The organism is Streptomyces sp. NPDC001594 (assembly GCF_042893675.1).
GTDB lineage: Bacteria > Actinomycetota > Actinomycetes > Streptomycetales > Streptomycetaceae > Streptomyces.
This window is the reverse complement of the sequence record NZ_JBIAVB010000017.1, coordinates 60,729-85,801: the sequence shown is the minus strand read 5'-3', so window position 1 is coordinate 85,801 and position 25,073 is coordinate 60,729. Positions and strand designations below refer to the sequence as shown.

At 73.6% G+C, this 25,073-nt stretch carries 27 protein-coding genes; 15 read left to right on the top strand and 12 right to left on the bottom strand.

All coding sequences use genetic code 11. The features are described 5' to 3' along the window. Nucleotides 1–178 precede the first annotated feature (178 nt). From ACFY0O_RS29710 to ACFY0O_RS29690, 5 genes are all read left to right on the top strand, one after another. Entirely contained in the window at nt 179–3,124 is a 2,946-nt protein-coding gene (locus tag ACFY0O_RS29710; RefSeq protein ID WP_388952210.1) for an alpha/beta fold hydrolase, read from the top strand. Nucleotides 3,125–3,255: 131 nt separating this feature from the next. Beyond that, nucleotides 3,256–3,447: a hypothetical protein gene (locus ACFY0O_RS29705; protein WP_358895151.1), complete on the top strand. Its 192-nt coding sequence runs from the start codon at nt 3,256–3,258 to the stop codon at nt 3,445–3,447. 83 nt (nt 3,448–3,530) lie between these two features. Next, on the top strand, nt 3,531–4,340 hold the full coding sequence (locus ACFY0O_RS29700; protein ID WP_358895218.1) for a proline hydroxylase: 810 nt from the start codon (nt 3,531–3,533) through the stop codon (nt 4,338–4,340). A gap of 78 nt (nt 4,341–4,418) precedes the next feature. Then, the gene (locus ACFY0O_RS29695; protein ID WP_388952206.1) at nt 4,419–5,258 is read left to right on the top strand and encodes a PhzF family phenazine biosynthesis protein; all 840 of its coding nucleotides are present in this window, start codon (nt 4,419–4,421) and stop codon (nt 5,256–5,258) included. A 212-nt stretch (nt 5,259–5,470) separates the two neighbouring features. After that, nucleotides 5,471–6,136 carry a pyridoxal 5'-phosphate synthase gene (locus tag ACFY0O_RS29690; protein WP_388952203.1) on the top strand — a complete coding sequence of 222 codons (666 nt, stop codon included), beginning with the start codon at nt 5,471–5,473 and terminating at the stop codon, nt 6,134–6,136. A 42-nt stretch (nt 6,137–6,178) separates the two neighbouring features. Here the strand turns inward: ACFY0O_RS29690 and ACFY0O_RS29685 are convergent, their stop codons facing one another. The 3 genes from ACFY0O_RS29685 to ACFY0O_RS29675 all read right to left on the bottom strand — a co-directional run bounded on the left by ACFY0O_RS29685 (nt 6,179) and on the right by ACFY0O_RS29675 (nt 7,880). Beyond that, a complete protein-coding gene (locus tag ACFY0O_RS29685) occupies nt 6,179–6,589 on the bottom strand; it encodes a Zn-ribbon domain-containing OB-fold protein (protein WP_388952200.1) in 411 nt (136 codons plus the stop codon). Beyond that, complete coding sequence (locus tag ACFY0O_RS29680) at nt 6,586–7,038, bottom strand: DoxX family membrane protein (protein WP_388952197.1); 453 nt, start codon at nt 7,036–7,038, stop codon at nt 6,586–6,588. The genes ACFY0O_RS29685 and ACFY0O_RS29680 overlap by 4 nt, the downstream gene beginning before the upstream one ends. A 68-nt stretch (nt 7,039–7,106) precedes the next feature. Further along, nucleotides 7,107–7,880, bottom strand: coding sequence for a maleate cis-trans isomerase (locus ACFY0O_RS29675; RefSeq protein WP_388952194.1), 774 nt, complete (start codon nt 7,878–7,880; stop codon nt 7,107–7,109). A gap of 171 nt (nt 7,881–8,051) precedes the next feature. On the opposite strand from ACFY0O_RS29675, the gene ACFY0O_RS29670 reads away from it, so the two are divergent. The 3 genes from ACFY0O_RS29670 to ACFY0O_RS29660 all read left to right on the top strand — a co-directional run bounded on the left by ACFY0O_RS29670 (nt 8,052) and on the right by ACFY0O_RS29660 (nt 12,493). Further along, nucleotides 8,052–9,209, top strand: coding sequence for a flavin-containing monooxygenase (locus ACFY0O_RS29670; protein ID WP_388952192.1), 1,158 nt, complete (start codon nt 8,052–8,054; stop codon nt 9,207–9,209). A 182-nt stretch (nt 9,210–9,391) separates the two neighbouring features. Further along, nucleotides 9,392–11,626, top strand: coding sequence for an acetate--CoA ligase family protein (locus ACFY0O_RS29665; protein ID WP_388952189.1), 2,235 nt, complete (start codon nt 9,392–9,394; stop codon nt 11,624–11,626). A 57-nt stretch (nt 11,627–11,683) separates the two neighbouring features. Beyond that, nucleotides 11,684–12,493, top strand: a complete 810-nt coding sequence (locus ACFY0O_RS29660; RefSeq protein ID WP_388952186.1) for an enoyl-CoA hydratase/isomerase family protein — start codon at nt 11,684–11,686, stop codon at nt 12,491–12,493. Between the two features lie 16 nt (nt 12,494–12,509). Here ACFY0O_RS29660 and ACFY0O_RS29655 read toward each other — a convergent pair whose 3' ends face one another. Beyond that, on the bottom strand, nt 12,510–13,304 hold the full coding sequence (locus ACFY0O_RS29655; protein ID WP_388952182.1) for a VOC family protein: 795 nt from the start codon (nt 13,302–13,304) through the stop codon (nt 12,510–12,512). Nucleotides 13,305–13,472: 168 nt separating this feature from the next. Between ACFY0O_RS29655 and ACFY0O_RS29650 the strand changes: the two genes are divergently transcribed. Both ACFY0O_RS29650 and ACFY0O_RS29645 read left to right on the top strand, forming a co-directional pair. Beyond that, complete coding sequence (locus ACFY0O_RS29650) at nt 13,473–14,090, top strand: flavin reductase family protein (RefSeq protein ID WP_388952439.1); 618 nt, start codon at nt 13,473–13,475, stop codon at nt 14,088–14,090. Nucleotides 14,091–14,154: 64 nt separating this feature from the next. Then, nucleotides 14,155–15,057 carry a DUF3592 domain-containing protein gene (locus ACFY0O_RS29645; protein WP_388952179.1) on the top strand — a complete coding sequence of 301 codons (903 nt, stop codon included), beginning with the start codon at nt 14,155–14,157 and terminating at the stop codon, nt 15,055–15,057. Between the two features lie 25 nt (nt 15,058–15,082). On the opposite strand, the gene ACFY0O_RS29640 is transcribed toward ACFY0O_RS29645, so the two are convergent. The 3 genes from ACFY0O_RS29640 to ACFY0O_RS29630 are packed head-to-tail and all read right to left on the bottom strand — an operon-like array spanning nt 15,083 to nt 18,292. Continuing rightward, entirely contained in the window at nt 15,083–16,159 is a 1,077-nt protein-coding gene (locus ACFY0O_RS29640; protein WP_388952176.1) for a Zn-dependent alcohol dehydrogenase, read from the bottom strand. Continuing rightward, the gene (locus ACFY0O_RS29635) at nt 16,156–17,349 is read right to left on the bottom strand and encodes an acyl-CoA dehydrogenase family protein (protein WP_388952173.1); all 1,194 of its coding nucleotides are present in this window, start codon (nt 17,347–17,349) and stop codon (nt 16,156–16,158) included. Before ACFY0O_RS29635 ends, ACFY0O_RS29640 begins: the two co-directional genes overlap by 4 nt. A gap of 31 nt (nt 17,350–17,380) precedes the next feature. Beyond that, nucleotides 17,381–18,292, bottom strand: coding sequence for an SDR family oxidoreductase (locus tag ACFY0O_RS29630; protein ID WP_388952170.1), 912 nt, complete (start codon nt 18,290–18,292; stop codon nt 17,381–17,383). A gap of 100 nt (nt 18,293–18,392) precedes the next feature. Here ACFY0O_RS29630 and ACFY0O_RS29625 point away from each other — a divergent pair, with 100 nt between their 5' ends. Continuing rightward, nucleotides 18,393–19,319 (top strand): cyclase family protein, encoded by a 927-nt coding sequence (locus ACFY0O_RS29625; RefSeq protein WP_388952167.1) that lies wholly within the window; start codon nt 18,393–18,395, stop codon nt 19,317–19,319. Nucleotides 19,320–19,322: 3 nt separating this feature from the next. Here ACFY0O_RS29625 and ACFY0O_RS29620 read toward each other — a convergent pair whose 3' ends face one another. Further along, nucleotides 19,323–19,502, bottom strand: coding sequence for a hypothetical protein (locus tag ACFY0O_RS29620; RefSeq protein WP_388952164.1), 180 nt, complete (start codon nt 19,500–19,502; stop codon nt 19,323–19,325). Between the two features lie 147 nt (nt 19,503–19,649). Then, on the bottom strand, nt 19,650–20,090 hold the full coding sequence (locus ACFY0O_RS29615; protein WP_388952161.1) for an ATP-binding protein: 441 nt from the start codon (nt 20,088–20,090) through the stop codon (nt 19,650–19,652). A gap of 244 nt (nt 20,091–20,334) precedes the next feature. Between ACFY0O_RS29615 and ACFY0O_RS29610 the strand changes: the two genes are divergently transcribed. From ACFY0O_RS29610 to ACFY0O_RS29595, 4 genes are all read left to right on the top strand, one after another. Then, the gene (locus ACFY0O_RS29610; RefSeq protein ID WP_388952159.1) at nt 20,335–21,183 is read left to right on the top strand and encodes a helix-turn-helix domain-containing protein; all 849 of its coding nucleotides are present in this window, start codon (nt 20,335–20,337) and stop codon (nt 21,181–21,183) included. A gap of 10 nt (nt 21,184–21,193) precedes the next feature. Further along, a complete protein-coding gene (locus ACFY0O_RS29605) occupies nt 21,194–21,394 on the top strand; it encodes a DUF397 domain-containing protein (protein ID WP_388952156.1) in 201 nt (66 codons plus the stop codon). Nucleotides 21,395–21,665: 271 nt separating this feature from the next. Beyond that, nucleotides 21,666–22,079 carry a hypothetical protein gene (locus ACFY0O_RS29600; protein WP_388952153.1) on the top strand — a complete coding sequence of 138 codons (414 nt, stop codon included), beginning with the start codon at nt 21,666–21,668 and terminating at the stop codon, nt 22,077–22,079. An 88-nt stretch (nt 22,080–22,167) separates the two neighbouring features. Further along, a complete protein-coding gene (locus ACFY0O_RS29595) occupies nt 22,168–22,368 on the top strand; it encodes a DUF397 domain-containing protein (protein WP_388952150.1) in 201 nt (66 codons plus the stop codon). Between the two features lie 14 nt (nt 22,369–22,382). On the opposite strand, the gene ACFY0O_RS29590 is transcribed toward ACFY0O_RS29595, so the two are convergent. The 3 genes from ACFY0O_RS29590 to ACFY0O_RS29580 form a co-directional block, all read right to left on the bottom strand. Further along, the gene (locus tag ACFY0O_RS29590) at nt 22,383–23,003 is read right to left on the bottom strand and encodes a hypothetical protein (protein WP_388952148.1); all 621 of its coding nucleotides are present in this window, start codon (nt 23,001–23,003) and stop codon (nt 22,383–22,385) included. A 9-nt stretch (nt 23,004–23,012) separates the two neighbouring features. Then, complete coding sequence (locus ACFY0O_RS29585; RefSeq protein WP_388952146.1) at nt 23,013–23,909, bottom strand: FkbM family methyltransferase; 897 nt, start codon at nt 23,907–23,909, stop codon at nt 23,013–23,015. 80 nt (nt 23,910–23,989) lie between these two features. Next, nucleotides 23,990–25,018, bottom strand: coding sequence for an FUSC family protein (locus tag ACFY0O_RS29580; protein WP_388952144.1), 1,029 nt, complete (start codon nt 25,016–25,018; stop codon nt 23,990–23,992). Between the last annotated feature and the right edge of the window lie 55 nt (nt 25,019–25,073).

The window sequence follows — 25,073 nt, the reverse complement described above, 5'->3', positions numbered from 1 at the left end:
CAGGGGCCGGGGGCGGGGGCGCTCGCCCGGGGGTGCGCGGCGCCGCGGGGAGGGGGGTCCGGGCGTGTCACGTCATGGCTCCGCGCGTCGCTCCTCATGCATCATTGAGCCGGCTGGTTCTTCATCTGCGACCGAATTCCATCTGCTTCAACACCCTTCCTGGCTGCGGAGGTTCGCGATGGCGGTACGGACACGCGTCCATCTCGTGCTGGTGCACGGCCTGTTCTCCTCCGCGAAGGTGTGGAAGGCGTTCGAACGGCTCCTGGCCGACGACCCCGAGCTCGGCGACTGGCTCAGCGTCCACCCGTTCCAGTACGACTCCCCCCTCGTCCGGCTGCGCCCCGACCGGCGTGTCGCCGAGACCGACGACATCGCCGACCAGTTCGGCACCTTCCTGGAGACCGAACTCGCCGACGCCGAACGGATCGTGATCGTCACCCACAGCCAGGGCGGCCTCGTCGTGCAGCGCTTCCTCGCCCGGAAGCTGTGGAACGGCGAGGGCGGCGACCTGCGCCGCATCCGGCACTTCACGATGTTCGCCTGCCCCAACACCGGTTCCGGCTTCTTCCTCACCGTCCGCAAATGGCTCAAGGTGCTCTGGCACAACCCGCAGGAGCAGCAGCTGCGCCCCTTCGACCGGGCGGTGACCGAGGCCCAGCGCACCGTGCTGAGCGCCGTGGTGCACGCCCGCGCGTACAGCGACCAGGAGTGCCCGATCCCGGTGCGCGCCTACGGCGGTTCGGCCGACGACGTGGTGCCGCCGGTCGTCGCCCGCGGCGTGTTCCCCAAGGGCGGGGTGGTCACCGCCGACCACTTCTCCATCGTCCAGCCCGCCGACCGCACCTGCGCCTCCTACATGGCCGTACGCGGCGCCCTGCTGGAGGCGGCCCGCGAGGACGCGGCCGGCAGCGCACCGGAGCCGGAGGTGCTCACCCCCCGCTCCCCCGGCGACACCGACGGGCGGCCCGTCCTGCCGGCGCCCGCCGCCGGGGAGCCGGACCTGGCACCGTTCCCCCCTCCGCCCTACCCGCAGCGGGAGGACGGCCAGGTGAAGGGGGAGGAGCGGCTCGCGCTGGTCGCGCACCTGCTGTCGGAGCAGGCCCGCCGGCAGGTCCACGTCCTGACCGGGCTCGGCGGCTCCGGCAAGAGCCGCCTCGCGCTGGAGGCGGCGGACCGGGCGCAGCGCGACGGGCGCCGGGTGTGGTGGGTGTCGATGCCGGAGCTGAGCCTGCGGATGCGGATGATCGCCCGCGACCTGGGAGCCCCGTCGATCATGGTCGAGCGGGCCTGGCTGCTGGGCACGGCCATGGACCTGGTGTGGACGCTGCTGAACGACTGCCCCGACCCGTGGCTGCTGGTCTTCGACAACGCGGACCCCGAGCGCCTCGGCCCCCGGGGCGGCCAGGTCTCCGGCGGGACGGGCTGGCTGCGCCGGCCGCAGAACGCCCGCGGCACGGTGCTGGTCACCAGCCGGATCCGCCGGCAGCAGACCTGGGGCGACGGCATCCGGGTCCACCAGGTGCCGCTGCTGAACGAGAAGGACGGCGCGTCGATGCTGCTGGAGCGGACCGGCGGCCACGGCGGGACGAACGAGGACGCGCGCCGGCTCTCGCACGACCTGGGCGGCCTGCCGCTGGCGCTGCGCCACGCCGCCGACGTGATCAAGGCCGTGAACGAGAGCCGGATCTCCCTCGACAGCGACATCCGCGACTTCGAGACCTTCCGCAGGACGGTCGCCGCCCGGATCGACACCACCGCGGGCCAGGACGGGCCGCACCTGAGCGAGCTGCTGGGCCGGGAGATCGTGGAGAAGTCCTGCGGGATCGCCCTGGACCTGCTGGGCCGGCGGGAGCAGGGGCAGCCCGCGGCCCTGCTGAAGGTGTTCGCCTGCCTGAGCATCGCCCCGATCCCCTACCGCTGTCTGCTCGCCGGGCAGGACCTCACCCGCTCCCCCCTCTTCCCCGGCGAGACCCCGGCGCGCACCAGCGCCGCCCTCGCCGGTCTGGAGGAGTTCGGACTGGTGGACGCCTACGAGCGGGAGGGCTTCGCGGAACGCGACCTGGCGCACGTGCTGACCATGCACCCGGTGGTGCACGGGGTGCTGCGTGAGGACGGGGAGGTGCGGGAGCGGTCCGCGGACTACTACGGGCTGGCGGTACGGATGGTGCTGTCGGCCACCCACCTGCGCAATCCCGACCATCCGGCGAACTGGCCGCTGTGGGCCTCGCTCGCCCCGCACGCGATGGAGGTGGCCCGGGCCTGCCTGCTCGGCGACCTGAAGCTGGCGGACCGCACGGTGCTGGCCGAGGCGCTGGAGCTGGCCCGGCTGACCGCCCGCTACCTGATCGCGACGGGGCTGCCGGGTCCCGCGTACGACCTGGTGCTGCCGATGGTGGAGCGGTGCGCCTCCTTCGGGTTCGACGTCGACGACCGGGAGATCCTGGGGCTGCGCCACGAGCAGGGCCGCATCCACCTGGACCGGGAGCAGCTGGCGCAGGCGGAGCGGGTGCTGGAGCAGGTGGTACGGGCGCGGACCCTGATCCTGGGCGAGAACGACGCCGACACGCTGGCCAGCCGGCACAAGCTGGCCCGGGCGATCAACGAGCAGTCCGGGCGGGAGGGGGAGGCGGAGGTGATGCTGCGCTCGATCGTGGAGGCGGAGAACGAGGTGCGCGGCCGGGAGCACTACGACACGTTGGTGATGCGCAACACCCTGGCCCGTACGATGCTGGCGCTCGGTTCGCACGCGGAGGCGGAGGCGGAGGCCCGGCAGATCCTGGACATCAGCCGCCGCAACCACTGGCCGCCGTCGACGCCGGAGATCCTGCGGGCGCGGGAGACGCTGACGCACGCGCTGCTGCGCCAGGACCGGGCGCACGAGGCGGAGCAGGTGATCCGGGCGGCGCTGCGGGACGCCTCGCAGCCGCCGGACTCGAACCTGGTGATGCGGTTCCGGTTCACGTTCGTGCTGGTGCTGCTGGGGATCCGGGGGCGTACGCCCGAAGCGGTGAACCAGTTGAAGGCGCTGGTGCGGGACCTGGACCGGGTCGTGGCCTCGGAGCATCCGCTGTCGGTGCAGGCCAGGGCGCTGCTGGACAAGACGTTGCGCGAGATGCCCACCTGAGGCACGCCGAAACCCCGGCATTCCGCGTCGGTTTGGGCGGAACCCCGGCGGCCGGGGCGGGCTTGCGCGTAGCCTGACGGTGCCTCACTCTGTGTGACGCGTCCCACACCGAAATGCGCGGAGGTCCGCCGATGACTGCTGTCCCGGCCGATACGAACGACGACCAGTCCCTCAGATGGGGGGCGCCGGGGAGCGCTCTGGAGGAGCTCCAGGCGGAGGTCGGCCGCCGGATCGCGATGGAGGCCCTGGAGGCCGGACGGCAGGCGCTCGAACTGGACGCCAAGTCCGCCTTCCGTACGACCAGTGGGACGCATCCCGTGTAAGTGCTGTTGTTCTCTGCTGTCTTTCCGAGCGCCCGGGGGGCCGTCGAATGACGTCAGAACGAGCAGAACGAACCACGCAGGGCGTGTTGGCCGCGCCGGAGCCGGCGCACGATCCGTTCTTCCGCGCCGTCACCGCGCCCGCCTTCACCCATGAACTGCTCGCCGCCCTCGCGGCCGGCCGCTGCGCGGCGGTGCGCGTGCCGGGCTTCCTCTCCGAGGAGCGGTGCGCGGAGGTGCTCGGCGCGCTGGAGGCGCGGCCGTTCGACTCCTACCAGCAGGCCCGTATCGATCCGCCGGTGATGCGGTTCGGGGTGGGGGTCAGCGACCACATGGCGGACGGCGGGGTCGCCGACGGGTACTGGAAGGCGCTGGAGGGCCACCGCGAGGCCTGGTCGGGGCTGGGCCTGTCCTTCGACCCGTTCCGTACGAGCCGGGAGGCGCTCGCCGCGGCCTGGCCGGGCGGCGTGGCGGTGGGCCGGCGGGGCGGTCTGGAGATGGGCGACGGTGTGGCCCGGGAGCCGAACCAGGGCTTCCAGGTGCACTTCGACGACGCGCTGCGCGAGTACGCCGGGGACCTGCTGGACGTGCCGCTGATGGGGCAGTTCGCGTTCAACCTGTACCTGAGCGTGCCGCCCGAGGGCGGTGAGACCGTCATCTGGCGCCACCGCTGGCAGCCGGAGGACGAGGAGCACCGGCTGTCGGCGTACTACGGCTACGACGAGGCGGTGGTGCGGGGCGCGGAGTCCCTGGAGCTCGCCCCGCGGACCGGGGAGGCGCTGCTGCTGGACCCGCGGTTCTTCCACGCGGTCCGGCCGAGCCGGGGGGCGCGGCGGATCGCACTGGGGTTCGCGGTGGGGATCGGCACGAACGGACAGCTGCTGACCTGGGCCTGAGGGCCCGACCTGACACATCAACACCGTTTCGGACCAGGGGTTTTGACGCCCGCGTGAGCGCCCCACTACGTTCGGTGCATGGATCTCTTGCGCTACGTGGCCTTCAGCACCGACCCGCTCGGCGGGAACCCGGCGGGTGTGGTGCTGGACGCCACCGGCATGGACGAGGCGACGATGGCCGCCACCGCGGCGGAAGTCGGCTATTCGGAGACGGCGTTCGCGGTGCCCCGGCAGAACGGGGAGCTCGACATCCGGTACTTCAGCCCGCAGAACGAGGTGCCGTTCTGCGGGCACGCCACGATCGCCACCGCCGTCGCCCACGCCGAGCGGTACGGGGTGGGCGAGCTGCTGCTGCACACCGGGGCGGGCCCGGTGCCGGTGACCACCTCGGCGGGGCCGGACGGGGCGGTGGTGGCCACCCTGGTGAGCGTGGCGCCGCGCACGGCGGAGATCACGGAGGCCGACCTGGCGGAGCTGCTGGCCGCGCTGCGCTGGTCGGCGGCCGACCTGGACCCGGCGCTGCCGCCGCGGGCGGCGTACGCGGGGGCCTGGCATCCGGTGATCGCGGCCGCGAGCCGGGAGCGGCTGTCGGACCTGGACTACGACATGACGGCGCTCGGCGCGCTGATGGCCCGCCGGGACTGGACGACGATCACCCTGGTCCTGCGCGAGTCGCCGACGGTCTTCCACACCCGCAACCCCTTCCCGCCGGGCGGCGTGGTCGAGGACCCGGCGACGGGCGCGGCCAGCGCGGCGCTGGGCGGGTACCTGCGGAGCCTGGGCCTGGTGGAGGTGCCGGCGGTGCTCACCGTCCACCAGGGCGTGGACATGGGCCGGCCGAGCCTGATCACGGTGGGCGTGCCCGCGGATCCGGCGGCGGGCATCGAGGTGACGGGCACGGCGGTCCCGATCGCCTGACCCGCCCGCTCGGGGCGGCGACCGGTCCAGCGCGGCGAGGAGCACCGGATGGTCCGGCTCGGCCGCGAGGGCGGCCCCGGCCCCGGTCCCGGCCGCGCTCCGGAGCCTGGGCCTGGGCCCGGACCCGGACCCGGACCTGGGCCTGGGCCCGGACCCGGACCTGGGCCTGGGCCTGGACCTGGGCCTGGAACGGCCGGCGCTAGCCTTTCGGCATGACCGGCGACGTCGAGTTCCACGAGGTCCTGCACTCCCTGCGCGTCTGGGACACCGCCCTGCCCTCCTTCGACCCGGCTTCGGCGCCCGCCGACCCGGTGGAGCTGTTCCGGGAGTGGTTCGTGCACGCCGCCCGGGCCGGGCAGGCGGAGCCCCACACGATGGGCCTGGCCACGGCGGACGCCGACGGCCGGCCCGATGTGCGGATCGTGATGCTGCACGAGGCGGACGCGCGCGGCTGGCACTTCGCCTCGCACGCCACCAGCGCCAAGGGCCGCCAGCTGGCCGGGCGGCCGGAGGCGGCGCTGGTCTTCTACTGGCCGGCGGTGGGGCGGCAGGTCCGCGTCCGGGGCCGGGTGAGCGCGTGCGGGGAGCGGGAGAGCCGGGCGGACCTGGCGGTCCGCTCGCGCGGTGCGCTGGCGGCGGCGCTGACGGGCCGGCAGAGCGAGGTGCTGGGCTCGGCGGAGGAGCTGGCGCGGGCCTCGGCGGCGGCCTGGGAGCGGGCGGGCGCGGAGCCCGACGCGCCGGCGCCGACGTGGACCCGTTACGTACTGGAGCCGTCCGAGGCGGAGTTCTTCCAGGGCGACGCGGCCCGCCGCCACGTCCGCCTGCGCTACCGCCGCACCGCCCCGGACACCTGGACCCGCGAGCTGCTCTGGCCGTAGACCGCACGCGGGGGCCGGGTGGGGGGTCAGTCCCGGCCCCCCTCAGGGGCGGAACACCGCGATCCACACCCCGTCGGCGGCCTCCCGGAAGGCGACCCGCAGCGGCATCCCGACGCGCAGCTCCCCCGCCGGGCAGTCGACCACCTCCGTCATCATCCGCGGCCCCTCCTCCAGGTCCACGACGGCGGCCGTGTACGGGACGCGCTCGCCGAAGGGCGGCAGGTCGTTGCGGTGGATCACCGACCAGGTGTAGAGGGTCGCCCGGCCGCTCGCCTCCTCCCAGGCCACCCGGTCCTCACCGGCCCAGCAGGAGGGGCAGAACTCGCGCGGGTAGTGGTGGGCGCGCCCGCAGTCGGCGCACCGCCGCAGCAGCAGCCGGCCCTCCGCGGCGGCGTCCCAGTAGGGGCGGGTGAACTCGTCGGCCTCGGGGAGGTCGTACCGTGCGGCGCTCACAGGAACAGTCCGATCGCGGCGTCGAGGGACCAGGTCTGCCAGGACACGGCGAAGAGCGCGACGCCCGAGATCAGCGCCATCATCGCGTTCTGCCCCTGCTCGGCCCAGTCGTGGATCATCAGCACCAGGTAGAGCAGGTTCAGCAGCAGTCCGCCCGCCAGGGCGACCGGGGTCAGGAAGCCGAGGACCAGGCCCAGGCCCAGGGCGAGTTCCGCGTAGACGACGAAGTACGCCATCAGCCGCGGCCGGGGCTGGACGACCGAGGCGAAGCCGCTCTTGACGAACGACCAGCGGTGCTTGCCGGCGACGTCGGCGGCCCAGGCGATGCCGGTGCCGCGCTCGAACCAGCCCTTCTTGTCCTTGTGCCGCCAGCTCTCCAGCCACCACAGGCCGAGGCCTATGCGCAGCACGGCGAGCCATTCGGCCCCGCTGAGCCAGATGGTCTGCATGGACCGCCACCCTCCACTAGATCTGACGGTACGTCAGTTCAGCGGATCGGCGTCGATCCCGCAAGGCCTCAGACGACCTCCGCGAACAGCCGCCCGTACCCCTCGACGCCGTCCGCCCCCACTCCCGCCGCCCGCAGCGCGGACCACAGCAGGACCTGGTTCGCGGTCAGCACCGGGCGCCCCAGGGTGGCCTCCAGGGCGTCGATCACGCCGACCGCGCGCAGCCCGTTCCCCCCGATCACGACCGCCTCGGCCGCATCCCCCACCTCGCCCGCCACCCAGTCGTGCAGCGCCCGCGGGGTGACCTGCGCCTGCCCGCCCGGCAGCCCGCAGGGCGCCGCGTACGGGACCTCGAAGCCGGCCTCCTCGTAGTAGCCGCGGCCCAGCTCGTTCAGCGTCTCGTCGAACCAGGGCGGGTCCACCAGCGCGATCCGCCCCACCCCCAGGGCGCGCAGCGCCTCGACGGCGGCCGCGCAGGTGGCCACCACCGGCAGGCCGTGGGCGCGCTCGCGCAGCCGGGCCAGCAGGTACCCCTCCCCGCGCGCCCCGATCACGTACGAGGAGCTGGTGAAGGCGTACGCGAGCACGGAGACCGGCGCGTCCGCCAGCAACTCGGCCGCCTCGTCCACCCGCGGGGGCTCCGCGAAGGCCCGTACGGGCGCCAGCGGGATCGTCTCCCCCATCGCACCGCCGCGCCCCATCGCACCGAACGGCACCCGCGCGAAGTGCAGCCCGACCCCGGCCGGGGCCATCGCGCGCAGCTCCGACTCGGGGCCGACGTCGGCGTGGGGGGTGAGGACACCGAGCCGGACGTGTACGTCCCACCCGTCGGGCTGCCACATCGCGCACTCCTCTCCATACCGGAACGCCCCACTTTGTCAGGGTCCGCCCGGCTCTGCGGCCGAGCCGCGCCGGGCCCGCCGCGCCCACCGCCCGCCCCCGTGACCGATCCGCAATCGATTCCCTCCTCGACCGAGACCCATCAACCCTGTGTGTCGATACGCTCACTCCTCATGCCCGCGCCCGCACCCGACCTGACCAGCACCCAGCCGCGCCCCGTGTACGTGATCGGCGCGGGCCCCGGCGGCCTCGCCGTCGCCGCCGCGCTGCGCGCCCGCGGGGTGCGGGCGGTGGTCGTCGAGCGGTCGGACACGGTCGCCACCTCCTGGCGGGGCCACTACGAACGGCTGCGGCTGCACACCACCCGCCGGCTGTCGGCCCTGCCGGGCCTGAAGATCCCGCGCCGCTTCGGGCGCTGGGTGGCCCGGGCCGACGTGGTCCGCTACCTGGAGAAGTACGCCGAGCACCACGAGCTGGAACTGGTCACCGGTGTCGCGGTCAGCCGTATCGAGCGCGCCGGCGACGGCGAGGGCTGGACCCTGCACGCCTCCGGCGGCCGGCTCCTCGCGGCCCGGGCGGTGGTCGTGGCCACCGGCTTCAACCACACCCCGCACCTGCCGGACTGGCCCGGCGCGGCCGCCTGGACCGGACGGCTGCTGCACGCCTCCGGCTACCGCGAGCCCTCCCCGTACGCGGGGCGGGACGTGCTGGTCGTCGGGGTCGGCAACACCGGCGCCGAGATAGCCGTCGACCTCGTCGAGGGCGGGGCGGCCCGGGTGCGGCTCGCGGTGCGCACCGCCCCGCACCTCGTGCGCCGCTCCACCCTGGGCTGGCCGGCGCAGCGCACCGGGATCCTCGTCCGGCGGCTGCCGGTGCGGCTCGTGGACCGGCTCGGGGCGCTGGTGGCGAAGGCCTCGATACCCGACCTGTCGGCGCACGGGCTCCCGCGCCCCGCGCCGGACCTGTACAGCAGGGCCCGGCAGGGGGCGATCCCGGTCCAGGACGTGGGCCTGATCGACGCGGTGCGCGCCGGCCGGGTGGAGCCGGTGGCCGCCGTGGCCTCCTTCGACGGGGACCGCGTGCTCCTCGCCGACGGCACGGAGATCACCCCGGACACGGTGATCGCCGCGACCGGCTACCGCCGGGGGCTGGAGCCCCTGGTGGGCCACCTGGACGTGCTGGACGACCGGGGCCGCCCCCGCACCCACGGCCCCCGCACCGCCCCGCACGCCCCGGGCCTGTACTTCACCGGCTACACGAACCCCCTCAGCGGCATGTTCCGCGAGCTGGCCCGGGACGCCCGCCGCATCGCCAAGGCCATCGCCCGCTAGGCCGCGCCTCGGCCGGTTCCGGTCTGGACGGCGCCCGAACACCTCTGCCACCGTTCGGGCACACCACCTCCACCACCTTTCCTGCGCATCCCTGTTCCTGACGTCGCGTCAGTTCAGTAATCTGACAACACGTCAGCTACCGACGACTCCATCGAGGTTCATCGAGCAGGGCGGGCGAAGCGATGCTTGGATCTACTCACGGCACCCTCACCACCGACTTCCGCGCACGGGTCGAGGCCTGCGGGGAGACCCCCAGGACGGCCGTCCACTCCACGACGGCACCGGCCGCCGGGGACACGGCCGAACCGGACGTCAGCGGCCGGCCCCTGCACTCCGACGTCCCCGACCTGGACCGGTTCTTCCGGCCGGAGTCGGTGGCCGTCATCGGCGCCTCCGACACCGAGGGCCGGCCCAACACCGGCATCACCCGGCAGCTGATCGCCTGGGCCGATCGCGTCGGTGCCCGCGTCCACCCCGTGCATCCCACCCGGACGGCCGTCTTCGGGCTGCCCTGCCACGCCTCCGTCGCCGAGCTGCCCGAACAGGTCGACCTCGCCGTCCTCCTCGTCGCCGACCCCCTCCCCGTCATCGAGGAACTCGCCGACACCAAGGTCAAGTTCGCGGTCGCCTTCGCCTCCGGCTTCGCCGAGACCGGCGAGAGCGGCGCCGCCGCCCAGGCCCGTCTGACCGCCGCCGTCCGGCGCTCGGGACTGCGCCTGCTGGGCCCGAACACCAACCTCAACGCCTTCGAGAGGTTCCGCGAGGACCTCGACGGCCCGGCCATCGCCCTGATCACCCAGTCCGGCCACCAGGGCCGCCCCGTCTACACCCTCCAGGAGCTGGGCATCCGCCTCTCCCACTGGGCCCCGACGGGCAACGAGGCCGACCTGGAGACCGCCGACTTCATCTCCTACTTCGCCGAGCGGCCCGAGGTCGGGGCCATCGCCTGCTACGTCGAGGGCCTCAAGGACGGCCGCTCCTTCCTCCTCGCCGCCGACCGGGCCGCCCGCAACGGGGTCCCCGTCGTCGCCGTCAAGGTCGGCCGCACCGAGACCGGCGCCCGCATGGCCGCCTCCCACACCGGCAAGCTGACCGGCGCCGACACCGTCGTGGACGCGGCCATGCGCCAGTTCGGAGTCATCCGCGTCGACGGCCTCGACGAGCTCCAGGACACCGCCGCCCTCCTCGCCCGGGCCCGGCCGCCGCAGGCCGAAGGGGTCGTCGTCTACTCCATATCCGGCGGCACCGGCGCCCACTTCTCCGACCTGGCCACGGAGGCGGGCCTGACCCTCCCGACCCTGTCGGAGGCCAAGCAGGCCGAGCTCCACCAGTGGATCCCGCCCTACCTCAACGTCGCCAACCCGGTCGACAACGGCGGCCACCCGGTGGGCGACTGGCGCGGCCGCAAGATCATCGACGCCCTCCTGGCCGACCCCTCCGTCGGCGTCCTGATCTGCCCGATCACCGGCCCCTTCCCGCCGATGAGCGACAAGCTGGCCCAGGACCTGGTCGACGCGGCCGAAGCCACCGACAAGCTGGTCTGCGTGATCTGGGGGTCCCCCGTCGGCACCGAGGAGGCCTACCGCACGACCCTCCTCGGCTCCTCCCGCGTGGCCACGTTCCGCACCTTCGGCAACTGCATCACCGCCGTCCGCGCCTACCTCGGCCACCACCGCTTCACGGCCTCCTACCGCTCCCCCTTCGACGAGGCCCCCCGCACCCCCTCCCCCTCCTACCGCAAGGCCCAGGCCCTGATGCGGCCCGGCCAGCAGCTCAGCGAACACGCCGCCAAGCAGCTGCTACGCGCCTACGGGATCCGCGTCCCGCGCGAGCAGCTGGTCACCAGCGCGGCGGCCGCCGTCCGCGCGGCCGGGCTGGTCGGCTACCCGGTGGTGATGAAGGCCTCGGGCCCCCAGCTGGCCCACAAGACGGAACTCGGCCTGGTCAAGGTCGGCCTCACCTCGGCGAGCCAGATCCGCGACGCGTACCGCGAGCTGACGGACATCGCCCGCTACGAGAACGTCCCGCTGGACGGGATCCTGGTCTGCCAGATGGTCGAACGCGGCGTCGAGATGGTCGTCGGCGTCACCCAGGACCCCCTCTTCGGCCCCACCGTCACCGTCGGCCTGGGCGGCGTCCTGGTGGAGGTCCTCCACGACGCGGCGGTCCGCGTGCCCCCCTTCGGGGAGGACCAGGCCCGCACGATGCTCCGCGAACTGCGCGGCGCGGCACTGCTGGACGGCGTACGGGGGGCTCCGCCGGCGGACGTGGACGCGCTGGTGGAGGTCGTCCTCCGCGTCCAGCGGATGGCGCTCGAACTGGGCGACGAGCTGTCGGAGCTGGACATCAACCCGCTGATGGTCCTCCCCCGCGGCCAGGGGGCGGTGGCGCTGGACGCGCTGGCCATCTGCCACTGACCTGCGGTGCCGCTGCGCGGGGCCGGTCCCCACCCCACCCACCCCGAACGGAGTTCCATGCCCCCCGAGACCCCCTCGGACGAGATCCGGCACCGCGTGGAGAACGCCGTCTCCTGGATCACCCTCAACCGCCCCGACGCCATGAACGCCCTCACCTGGGACCAGCGCGAGCGCATCATCGCCCTGCTCGCCGACGCCTCCGCCGACCCCGCCACCCGGGCGGTCGTCCTCACCGCCACCGGCAAGGGCTTCTGCGCCGGCGCCGACCTCCGCGGCGGCCCCGCCGCCACCGCCACCGACCGCGTCGCCGGCGACGTGGCCCGCATGATCCGGCTCGGCGCCCAGCGCCTGATCACCGCGGTCCTGGACTGCGAGAAACCCGTCATCGCCGCCGTCAACGGCACCGCCGCCGGCATCGGCGCCCACCTCGCCCTCGCCTGCGACCTCGTCATCGCCGCCGAACCGGCCGGCTTCATCGAGGTGTTCGTCCGCCGCGGCCTCGTCCCCGACGGCGCCGGCGCCTACCTGCTCCCCCGCCTCCTCGGCCCCCGGAAGGCCAAGGAGCTGATGTTCTTCGGCGACGCCGTCCCCGCCGCGGAGGCCGTCCGCCTGGGCCTCGTCAACAAGGTCGTGCCCGCCGACGAGTTGGAGGCGGCCGCCCGGGAGTGGGCCGAGCGCCTCGCGCAGGGTCCCACCCGCGCCCTCGCGCTCACGAAGCAGCTGGTCAACGCTTCCCTGGACGGCGACCGCGCGACGGCGCTCGCCGCCGAAGCCACCGCCCAGGAGCTCAACATGACCACCGCCGACGCCAACGAGGGCGTGGCCAGCTTCGTGGAACGCCGCACCCCGAAATACCTCGGCCGCTAGGACGGGCCCAGGGGACCTACATCCGCGGATCCGGCCTCAGCACCGCGAACACCGCCCCGGCCGGGTCCGCCGCCCAGGCGATCCGCCCCACGTCCGGTACGTTCGCCGCCGGCATCAGCACCGCGCCCCCGGCCCCCTCCACGGCCGCCACCGTCGCGTCCGCGTCCGCCACGTGGAAGTACGGCACCCAGCGCGGCAGGATGTTCGACGCCCCGCCCGCCCCCTCCCCCTGCGGCGCGACCCCGCCGAACGAGGTGTCCTGCTGGTCGCCCTCGGCCAGGCTCAGCACCCGGTACGTCATCCCCGGCGCCTCCATCTCCGCCGACCGCCACCCGAACACCCGCCCGTAGAAGCCGAGCGCCGCCTCCGGGTCCGGCACGTGCAGCTCCACCCAGACCAGGCTGTTCTCGGCGGAGGCCACCTCCAGCCCGCCCGTCTTCCCGGGCTGCCAGGAGGCGAACCTCGCGCCCTGCGGGTCGGTGAACTGGGCCAGCCAGCCCTCCCCCATCACGTCCATCGGGGCCACCCGCACCTGCCCGCCCGCGCGCATCACGGCGTCGGCGGTGGCCCGGACGTCGGAGCTCTGGAAGTACACGGTCCACGCCGAGTCGGCGCCCTCCTCCGTCAGGGGGCCGAGCGCGGCCACGGTCCGGCCGCCCTGCCGGAAGAACCCGTACCCGCCCGCCTCGGGCCCGGCGGAGACGAAGTCCCAGCCGAAGACGGCCCGGTAGAAGGCGGCGGCCTCGCCCGTGTCGGGGCTGCCGAGGTCGAGCCAGTTGGGCGATCCGGTCCGGAAGTCGGTGCCGAGCATCAGGTCCTCCACAGGTAGGCGCCACGCAGTCGCTCGCCACCATGCCCACCCCCCACCCGCGGCACGGCGCACCGGCCGCCACGGCCGCCCGGATTCACCCGTTCGGCGCCGCCCCTTCTCATCTGACGAACCGTCAGGTTCAATCGAGGGGTGATGGGACACGCAGGGATGGCGGCCACCGTCGTCCGATACCTCAGGTCAGCCGGCTCCCCCACCTCCGCGCCCCGGGAGCCCGACTCCGCGCACGTCGACGCCCTCCCGCGCCCCGACCTGCGGGCCGTCGGCGAGGACGAGCGCGCGCCCGTCAGCCCCGCCGAGTTCCGGGCCGTACTGGGCAACTTCGCGAGCGGGGTCACGATCATCACCGCCCCGCCCGCCGAAGGCGAGGAGGGCCCGGCCGGCTTCGCCTGCCAGTCCTTCGCCTCGCTCTCCCTCGACCCGCCCCTGGTCACCTTCATGGTGGCCCGCACGTCGACCACCTGGCCGCGCATCGCCCGCGCCGGGGTGTTCTGCGTCAACATCCTCGGCGCCGAACAGGGCGCGCTCTGCCGCGCGTTCGCCGTCAGCGGCGCCGACAAGTTCGCCGGGGTCGCCCACCGGCCCGCCCCGGCCACCGGCTCCCCGCAGCTCGACGACGTGCCCGCCTGGATCGACTGCCGGATCCACGCCGTCCACACCGGCGGGGACCACCTCATCGTCGTCGGCCGCGTCGAGGCCATGGGCGCGGAGGGGGAGGGCGACCCCCTCCTCTTCCACAAGGGCCGCTTCGGCCGCCTGGCCGACTGACCCCGGCCCGCCCCAACCCGCCCCGGCCCGGATATCCTGCCCGTCTCGGACGGGCGGGGGGGCCATGAAGAGGACGTACGCACCACGACGCACCCGGTGGACGACCACCACCGGATGGCTGATGCTGGCGAGCGCCCTGGGGGCGGTCCTCTGCAGCCTGGCCGGGGTGAGCCCGTACCCGCCCCTGACGGTCGAGCTCGCCCTCGCCGCCGCCTCCGCCGTCTTCGCCGCATGCTGGGCCGCGGCCTCCTACCTGGCCGGCCGCGGCCCGTCGAAGGTCGTGCTCACGAAGGCCCCCGCGGCACGCCGCCCGGACCGCGTGCTGCGCAACCTGCTCGCCTTCGGCGTCCCCTTCGCCACCGCGGCCGCCCTCGTCGTCGCCGTGACCGGCTCCAGCGAGGAGGGCAAGCGCACCGAGCGCCTGGAGCGGGCCGGGTACGACCGCCACCGGGCCGAGATCGTCCGGCTGACCGGCGTGCCGGACCACACCCCGCCGAGCGACGACGACGAGGGCTCCTACGAGACGGACGCGGTCCTGCGCGTCCCCTACGACGACGGGCCCCGCGAGGTCCCCGTCAAGGACGTCCCCACGAAGGACGCCCCCGCGCCGGGCACGGCCGTGGACGTCTGGTTCGCCCCCGCCCATCCCGAGGTCGGCGTCGGCACCCGACTGTCCTCCAGACCCATGACGCCAGTGATCACGATCGGCCTCTTCGTCCTGCTCGGGCCCTGGCCGCTCATGGCGGGCGCCTACATCAGGTCGGAGCTGTCCCCGGAGGCCGTGCGGCGGCTGCGCCGCTTCGAGCCCGCCACCCACCTGCCGGCGCTCGCCGTCCTGCTCCTCGGCGTCCTCGCCCTGCTGCCGGTGGCCCTGGAGATCGAGGTCGCGGGTCTCAGCCGCCTGTGGACCGTCCTCGCCATCCCGGCCCCGGCCCTGGCCCTGACGTGGGTGGCCCGGCGCGCGTGAAGCACGCCGAGCCACCGAGTCCCCCTCAGAAGGTCAGCACCCCCCGCGCCACCCGCCCGTGGTGCGCGTCGTCCGCCGCCTTCGCGAAGTCCTCCACCGGGTAGACCTCCGTCACCAGCTCGTCCAGCAGCAGCTCCCCCCGCCGGTACAGCTCGGCGTAGAGCGCGATGTCACGCTGCGGGCGCGAGGACCCGTACCGGCAGCCCATGATCGTCTTGTCCAGGTACATCGAGGAGACCAGGAAGGACGCCTCCTCCTTGAACCCCGGCACCCCGAGCAGCACCGCCTGCCCGTGCCGGTCGAGGAGGTCGATCGCCTGCCGGATCAGCTGCACGCCGCCCACGCACTCGAAGGCGTGGTCGGCGCCGGTCGGCAGGACCTCGCGGACGGCCGCCGAGGTGTCGGCGAGGGACCCGGCGGCCGACGCGTCCACGAAGTGCGTCGCCCCGAACCGCCGGGCCACCGCCTCCTTCGCCGGGTTCGCGTCCACGGCGACGATCACCGAAGCCCCCGCGATCCGCGCGCCCTGGATGACGTTCAGCCCGATCCCGCCGGTCCCGATGACCACGACGGTCTCCCCGAGCCCCACCTTCGCCCGGTTCAGCACCGCCCCCACCCCGGTGAGCACCCCGCAGCCGATCAGCGCGGCCGAGGTCAGCGGGATGTCCTCGGCGATCTTCACCGCCTGCACGGCCTTCACCAGGGTCCGTTCCGCGAAGGCCGAGTTCGACGCGAACTGGAACAGCGGCTGCCCGCCGCGCGAGAAGGGCCGGTCCGGCATCCCGATCGCCCGGCGGCACATCGTCGGCCGGCCCCGGTCGCAGTCCGCGCAGGCCCCGCAGTTGGCCAGGGTGGACAGGGACACGTGGTCACCCGGCGCCACGTGCGTCACACCCGGCCCCACCGCCTCGACGACCCCGGCCCCCTCGTGCCCGAGCACCACCGGCGGCGGGAAGGGGATCGTCCCGTCGATCACCGACAGGTCGCTGTGGCAGAGCCCGGCCGCTGCGATCGCGACCAGCACCTCCCCCGGCCCCGGATCCCGTATCTCCAGGTCCCCGACCACCTGGGCCTGCTTGCCGTCGAACACGACGCCCCTCATCTGGGCTCCTTAGGCAGGCCGAGCACCCGCTCGGCGATGATGTTCCGCTGGATCTCGTCCGAGCCGCCGTAGATCGTGTCGGCCCGGGTGAACAGGAACAGGCGCTGCTCCTCGTCGAGCCCGAGTTCGTACGGGGCCCCGGGCGCCCAGAGCCCCGGCCCGGCCGTGGCCCGCGCGCCCCGGACGGCCACCGCCAGCTCCCCGAGCCGCCGGTGCCAGCCGCCCCACAGCAGCTTGGCCACGCTGGGCGCCCCGGCGTCCCCGGCCTCCCCGAGGGTCCGCAGGGCGTTCCACCGCATGGTGCGCAGCTCGGCCCACTGCCGTACGAGGCGCTCGCGCAGCACCGGGTCGGGCGCGCCCGAAGCGGCGTACGCCCGGACCACGCGCTCCAGTTCCGCCGCGAAGCCGATCTGCTGGACGAGGGTGGAGACGCCCCGCTCCAGGGCGAGCAGGCCCATGGCCACCGTCCAGCCGTTGCCCTCGCCGCCGACGACCTCCTCGGCGACGGCCCCGTCGAAGAAGACCTCGTTGAACTCGGCCGTCCCCGACATCTGCCGGATCGGCCGGACCTCCACACGTCCCGGCTGGTCCATCCGTACGAGGAGGAAGGACAGGCCGTGGTGGCGGCGCGAGCCGGCCCCGGTGCGGGCGAGGACGAAGCACCAGTCGGCCTCGCGGGCCAGGGAGGTCCAGATCTTCTGCCCGGTGACGCGCAGCCGCCCGTCGGCCGGGTCCCGTACGGCGGCGGTGCGCACCCCGGCGAGGTCGGAGCCGGCGCCGGGTTCGCTGTAGCCCTGGCACCACAGCTCCTCGCCGCGGGCGATCGCGGGTAGGAAGCGGTCCTTCTGCTCGCGGCTGCCGTAGGCGATCAGGGTGGGGGCGAGGAGGTTCTCGCCGATGTGGCCGACCCGGGCGGGGGCGCGCGCCGCCGCGTACTCCTCGGCCCAGACCACCTGTCCGGTGAGGGTCAGCCGCCGGTTGCCGTAGCCCTCCTCCTCCCAGCCGGTGCCGATCCAGCCGCCGCGGCCCAGCTCGCGTTCCCAGGCGCGGCGGGTCTCGACGCCCTCGTGCTCGCTGCCGGGGCCGCCGAGGCCGACGGCGTCGGCGTACGGGCCGACGAGGTGCCCGGTGAGCCACGCGCGGGCGCGGGTACGGAGTTCCTCGTCCTCGGCGCCGAAGCTGAAGTCCACGCCGCTCCCCCCTCTCTCTCGCACCGCCCCCTCAGGCGTTCGGGCGGTCCTTGGCGGCGGCGGCCTTGGCCATGGCCTCCAGCTGGGCCAGCATCGGCATCGGGTCGGTGCCGACGGTGCCGGGGAGGAAGTCGGCGATCTTCTCGGGGGTCCAGGCCCCTTCGGCGTACCCGGCGCGCAGTTCGCGGGGCTGGGCCCAGACGGCGATCTTCGGTCCGGCGATCGTGTAGACCTGCCCGGTGATGCCCTCGGCCTTGGCGCGGTCGCTGAGCAGGTAGGTCACGAGCGCGGCGACGTCCTCGGGCTCGCCGATCTCCTTGAGCTCCATGGGCACGTTGGCGGACATCCGGGTGCGGGCGACGGGGGCGACGGCGTTGGCGGTGACCCCGTATTTGTTGAGCCCGAGGGCGGCGCTGCGGACGAGGGAGATGATCCCGCCCTTGGCTGCGCTGTAGTTGGCCTGGGCGACGGAACCGGTGTGGTTGCCGCTGGTGAAGCCGATGAGTGTGCCGGAGCCCTGGCGGCGCATGACGGCCGCGGCGGCCCGGAAGACGGTGAAGGTCCCCTTCAGGTGCGTGGCGACGACGGGGTCCCATTCCTCCTCGGACATGTTGAAGAGCATCCGCTCGCGCAGGATGCCCGCGACGCACACCACCCCGTCGAGGCGCCCGTACTCGGCGAGGGCGGTGTCGACGATGCGCTGGCCGCCGGCCATGGTGGAGATGTCGTCGGCGACGGCGACGGCCTCGCCGCCGGCCGCGAGGATCTCCTTGACCACGTCCTCGGCCACCTCGCTGGTGGGCGCGTTCCCTTCGATCCCGACGCCGTAGTCGTTGACGACGACCTTGGCGCCCTCGGCGGCGGCGGCGAGTGCCACGGCCCGGCCGATGCCCCGGCCGGCGCCGGTGACGGCCACGACCTTGCCTGCCAAGAAGTTCCCCACGTCCGGCCCCTTCCCGCTTTTTCTGACGGTCCGTTAGATTCTATGACCAGTCAGATCCCTTCCCACAAGCCCCTGTTCGTTCAAGGAGTGGATGGCGGCCATGACCCTGCCCCCCGAGTTCCACGAGATCGCCAAGCGCGTCAACAACTGGGGACGCTGGGGAGCCGACGACGAGATCGGCACCCTGAACCTGATCACCGAGGCGGTCGTCCGGGCCGCGGCCGCCGAGGTCCGCACGGGGCACCGGGTCCCGCTGGCCCTCCCCCTGCGGGAGGACGGCGTCCAGGCGGGCCTGATCCCGGGCCGGATCAACCCCCTCCACACCATGGTCCAGATCAACCAGGAGCTGTTCGGCCCGGGCACGGTGGCGTGCAGCGACGACGCCGTGACGATGGGACTCCAGGCGGGCACCCACTGGGACGCCCTCACGCACGTCTCCCACTCGGGCCGGATCTACAACGGCCGCCCGGCGTCCACGATCACCGCGCACGGCCGGGCCCAGTTCAGCGGCATCGACAAGGCCACCCCGATCGTCTCGCGCGGGGTGCTGCTGGACGTGGCCCGCGCCAAGGGCCTGGACCGGCTCCCGGGCGACCACGCCGTCACCCCGGAGGACCTGGCGGAGGCGGAGGAGTTCGCCGGGGTCACGGTCCGCGCGGGGGACGTCGTCCTCGTCCGCACCGGCCAGATCCAGGTCTACCTGGCGGGCGACAAGCACGGCTACGGCTTCCCGTCACCGGGGCTGTCGGTCCGCACCCCGGAGTGGTTCCACGCCCGCGACGTGGCGGCGGTCGCGAACGACACCCTCACCTTCGAGATCTTCCCGCCGGAGATCGAGAACCTCTGGCTCCCGGTCCACGCGCTCGACCTCGTCGAGATGGGCATGCACCAGGGCCAGAACTGGAACCTCGAAACCTTGTCCACAGCCTGTGCGGAAGAGGCCCGCTACACCTTCCTCCTCTCCGCCATGCCGGAACCCTTCACGGGCGGCACGGGGACACCGGTCGCCCCGGTGGCGGTGCTGTAGCCGTCAGCCCCCGCCGCAGTACCAGGTGGGCTGGTCGTCGTCGACCCAGGCGACGGGCTCACCGTTTCCGGGCTCGTCGACGAAGAACGCGATGGCCGGCATCAGCAGCAGGGGCACCACGGCGAGGCCGGCGATCCCCCAGTCGGTGAGGGCCTCCTGGACGCCCTGCAGGTCCGAATCCATCACGATCCAACCCAGCACCCCCCATATCCCGATACCCACCAACGAACCGACCGACAGCCACCGATCCACCCTGCTCAAATCCCCCACCCCCGTCGCCCACCTGCTCGACGATGTGCCCCCGCCCGGGCGACGGAACACATGCCTCCGTCAACCTCCCCCGGGGACGAGACTGAACCACACCACCTTCACGGAGTCCCCCTGCGCCACCGCCGCCCAGTCATCGGCACAGGCGGCCACCAGCGCCAACCCCCGCCCACAGGTGGCATACGCCCCGAGCCCGCCGCCACCGCCCTGCGGCCACCGCTCGGGGGCGCAGTCGGAGACATAGACGGTCACCCGGTCCCGGGCGAGTGTGACCTCAACGGCGATCTCGGCCGTCTCGGTGTGCCGGTAGGCGTTGGTCACCACCTCGGACGCACAGAGCCGCGCCCGCTCCTCCAGCCCGGCATACCCGGCACTCCGCAACACGGACACCACCCAGTCGCGGGCGATGCGCGGGGTGTCGGCCCGACTCGGCGCGACCATCCGGTAGTTCAGCCCCGCCCCGGGGACGGGTTCATCGACGTGCCGTAAAGCGCTCGTGTTCATCGTGGCCTCTCCCAACGCGGTACGAGTTCGCGCGTGAGCCTGGAAAACCCGTGTCCCTGGCCGACCCGGCACCCCAACAGGCATGTGAGCGGCTGCACTTCGGGCGTTGGCCCAGCTTCCCGACCACCGGAACGTAGGGCACAACGTTGGGACGGCGCAACAGTGGTACGCCCGTAACATCCGATCAAGTGGACCCGAACCCGAAGGAGGCGGCACACTCGTAGCCGGATGAGACGGAGGGGCCATGCCGCCAAGGAGCTATCCCACCGCGCGCCAGCGGAGGTTGGGCGCTGAGCTGCGCAAGCTGCGCGAGAAGGCCGGGATGAACGGCGCGACCGCAGCGGCGTATTTGGGCGGCGAACGCGCCCAGATCAGCCACATCGAATCCGGGCGGTACGGAGTCAGCGACGAACGCGTCCGGCGGCTCGCCACGCACTATTCGGCCACGGACAAGCACCTCGTCGACGCGCTCGCGAGCATGGCAGAAGAGCGCGGCAGGGGCTGGTGGGACGAATACCGAGGCATCCTGTCACCCGGATTCCTCGACGTGGCGGAGCTGGAGTTCCACGCCACCTACATCCGAGTCATCCAGATGCTGCACGTCCCCGGGCAGCTTCAGACCGAGTCCTACGCCCGCAGCCTGATCCGAAGCGGGATGTCCCACCTCCCCGCGAGCGAAGTGAACACGCGCGTCGAGCACCGGATGAAGCGCCGCGCCATCTTCGACCGACCCCGCCCCACTCCCTTCGAGGCGTACATCCATGAGGCCGCGCTGCGCATGCGCTACTGCGATGCCGATGTGATGCGGGAGCAACTCGCCTTCCTGGAGGAGGTGTCCCACTGGCCGTCGATCACCGTCCGCATCGTTCCGTTCGACCGGAAGATCACGGGATCCGTGCACTCGATGCTCTACGCCGGGGGCATCATCCCGGCACTCGACACCGTCCAGATCGACAGCGCTTTCGACAGCGGATTCCTGGACGCAGAGGCTCAACTCGTCAAGTACCGAGGGTTGCTCGAATCCATCGAGTCGATCTCACTCGGGCCGGCGGATTCGAGAGAACACATTCACCGCATCGCTCAGGAAGTGTGAGTCAAGGCGCATGACCGACGGAATCAAGTGGCAGAAGTCCTCGTTCTCAGGACCGGACGACAATCAGAGCTGCGTTGAGCTGGCGCCTGTCGCAGGCGCGATCAAGATGCGAGAGAGCGACGACCCGGACGTGATCGTGACGACGACGGTGGAGAAGCTGCGCGCCTTCATCCTCGGCGTCAAGGCCGGCGAGTTCGATCACCTGATCTGACGAACCTCCGACGCGAGTGCCCCCCATCTCCGCAGATGGAGGGCACTTGGCATATGCCGGTACAACTTTGGGACGGCACACCATTGCGACGGAAGACGCGTAGCGCTACCGTCGCTGTACGTCACCGGAGCAGCGACCCGCCAGGCCGCGCCAGTGCCGTAACTCGCGCCAACTATGCGCCAGTTGGCGCGAGCCCCTCTCGCCTTCCTCCCGCAGCGCGGTTCCACGCCCCCGGAGGGAGCGACTCTCCGCGACGGCAGGAGACCGGTACGTGCTCGCGCGACACCAACCCCCGCATTCCACCGCGAAAGCCGCGCTGGACCACACGGTGGCGATCCGGACCGGCTACTGGTTCGAGGCCCTCTGCTACCCGGACGCCTACGACGCACCGCCCGAACTCCTCGACCGGGCCATGCTGGACACCCCCGAGGAGGCCATCCGCCTGATCCGGCTCCAGATCCGCACCGCCCACCCTTTCGCCCTCTCCCCCACCGAGGTGGGCCGGGCCCTCGCCTGGGCCGACGGCGGCGGCCGCATCCAAGCCCTCGCCGCCCTCCACCGCGGCGAAACCGCCGGCTTCAGCATCGTCCTCCGCGACGGCCTCCGCCCCGAATGGCGCGTCCGCCCGGTCGACTACCTCTCCCTCACCCGAACCCACCCCACGGCCTGCGCCGACTCCACGTGACCGGCAAGGCTCTCGTAAACCAGGCGCACTCGGTCCACCCCTACCGGCAGGCCCTCACCGTCAGCACGGGACCACAGGAGACAGCGGAATGGACACGCCCATCACCTGGCGCAAGTCATCCAAGTCGACAGACGCCGAATGCAACTGCGTGGAGGTCGCCGCACACCACGGCGAGATCCTGATCCGGGAAAGCGACGACCCCTCCCAGATCGTCACCACCACCCCCGCCAAACTGGCCGCCTTCATCGAGGCGGTCAAGGCAGGCGAGTTCGACCACCTCGTTCCCTGACCCGGACAGCAGGACTAGATCGGCAGGCCGATCACCCCCCACCCCCGGCGGTCCGCCTCCCGGACCACCTCGGCCCAGCCCCCCAGCAGCTCGGCGAACTCCTCGAACCCGGCGTCCCACCGCCCCGGCTCCCGCCCCGCCAGCTCCCCGTACGGCACCCGCAGCCCCTCCAGCCCCGGGGCGGCCTCGCACCACCTCCGCCGCAGCCGCGCCACCGTCTCCGGGCCGCGCACGATCAACGGCCCAGGCCGCCACAGCCCCTCCAGCGACGGCAACACCCCGGGGTCGACCTGCTCGGCGTCGACGTCGGCCCGCGGGCCCCACCAGATCAGCCCCTCCAGGAACTCGTCCAGCGCCGCCCGCACCTCACCCCCCACCGCGCCCCGGACCTTCTCCCAGCCGTCCGCCGCCCGGAAGTGCGGCTTGTACGAGCCGAGCGTGCCCCGGAACTCGTACCGCCCCAGCCAGGACCGGTCCGGCGCCCCGGGCCACACCCACCCCTCGACCACGTCACCGTCCCCGTCGGGGTCGTCGTCCGCGTACGCCGACTCCTGGAGCACCCTCAGCCGGTCCTCCGCCGCCACGTCCATCACGTGCGACCAGTCGACGACCAGGACCGTTATGTCCACACCCATGCCGCGATGCTAGCCACGGGCCGGCGCCGCCAGGTACGCGTTCGCCGCGTCCGGCTCCGCCGCGCCGCGCGCCGACAGCTGCCGCAGGCAGTGGTAGGCCAGGTCGGTGGAGTCGTAGACGTGGTGGGCCAGCAGCGCCAACTGCACCAGCTGGCCGTCGGTCATCTCCTCCGGGCGCCCGAAGTCCCGCACGTACACGACGTCCGCCTCCAGCAGCTGGTGGCGGGCCAGCCGGAAGTCGCCGCCGAAGACCACCGGCGCGATCGGCCACCGCTTGACGGCGGCGAAGGCGTGCGGAACGAAGCCCTGGCCGCGCAGTTCCCGGTCCACGTCACCGAAGACCGGCTGGTCCTCGTACAACGGGACGAAGGACACCTCCGTGTGCACGGCCACGGCCTCCGCCAGCTTGCGCCTCCCGCCCTCGAAGACCATCAGCTCCGCACCCTGGATGTCGATCTTCAGCAGGTCGAACGGCTCGACCTCCTCGACCTCGTCCAGCCGCCGCGTCGCCACCGGCACCTCCGCCACCACCCGCCCCCACTCCTCGAACCCGTTGAACAGCCCGAGCCGCCGCGGATCGGGGCGGAAGAGGCTGGTCATCCCGGAGGCCGCGGCGACGAAGAGGGTGTGCGCGGCGCCGTCGCCGAGGGCGTCCGGCAGGTACGTCTCGTACGGGCCCTTGCGGGCCAGCAGCTCCGCCAGTGCCTCCGGCTGGGGCTCGAACCCCGTCACCCGGCACAGGCCGGCCTCCAGCATCGCCCGGTAGGGCGGATCCCCGTCGATCGGGTTCGCGCCGACGTCGAGGACATGGGTCGGCCGGGCGGGGCGGACCAGGTCGCGCAGGGGTGACGCGGCGCGGGCCGGGGTGGTGGCGGCAGCGGCGGCGGTGGCGGCGGTGGCGGTCATGGCGCTCTCGCTCTCCGGGCGGACGGACGGACGCTGGCCCCCCAGCGCAGCATCCTGGCGCACCCGGCGCCGATCCCGGCTCAGACGCCCCGCCCGGGAGCGAGGTCGAGGTCCTCGAACACCCGCTGGAACGGCCGCCGCAGCGCCACGGCCGCCGGGCGCGAATCCGCCCGGGTCCAGCCGGCCAGCTCCTCCCGGGCCGCCGCCACGGAAGGCCGGGGGTCGGTGCCGGCGAGGACGTCCTCGACGGCCCGCGCGGTGAGCGAGGCGAGGCCGGGCAGCCGTTGCGCGGCGCGCCGGACGTCCTCGGCGAGGTCCTCCCGCCCGGTGAAGGCGGCCACCTCCCGGGCCAGGGTGACCAGGTGCGCCGTGAGCCCGTCCACCACGGCCACGCCCCGTGCCCGCACCCCCACGGCTTCCCGGTACCGGCGCCGCAACGGGTTGAACCGCATGGCCCGTTCCGCCTCCCGGGCCCGCGCGGCGCCGGCGTGGACCGCCGCCACGTGGTCCTGCACCAGCAGCAGGTTGTCCCGCGCGGCATCCGGCCCCGCCCCCAGCGCCGCCGCCGTCCCGGTCAGGGCCCGCGTCACCCGCAGCCGGCAGTCCTCACCGACGCCGACCAGCACGCGATGGGGGTCGGGCGGCCACAGCAGCGGCGCGAGCACGACCGTCACCACACCGCCCACCACCGTCTCCCACACCCGGTGGAAGGCGTACGCGTCCGGCGAGTCGTTGGCGAACACCAGCAGGGACGACGCCGCCACCTGGATGTTCAGCCCGCCCCCGGCCCGCAGCAGCATCCCCACGCCCAGCCCCAGGGCCACCACCAGGGCCAGCGCGGCGGTCGACAGCCGCAGCACGTTCACCACGCCGATCCCGATGAGCACCCCGGCCACCACCCCGAGGGCCCGCTGCACCGACGCGCCCAGCGCCGTACCCGGATCACCGCGCAGCGCCACCAGCGGCACCACGGCCGCGTACACCGGCGGCTGATCGGCCCCCAGCCACAGCGCGGCCTGCCACGCGACCGCCACGCTCACCACGATCCGCGCCGCCCCCGGCCACTCGGCCCGCACCACCCCACCCAGCCCGGAGAACCACTCGTGCACGCGCCCACCCTGCGCCGCCCGCCCCGCCTCCCACCCCCATTACGCCGTACGCGGC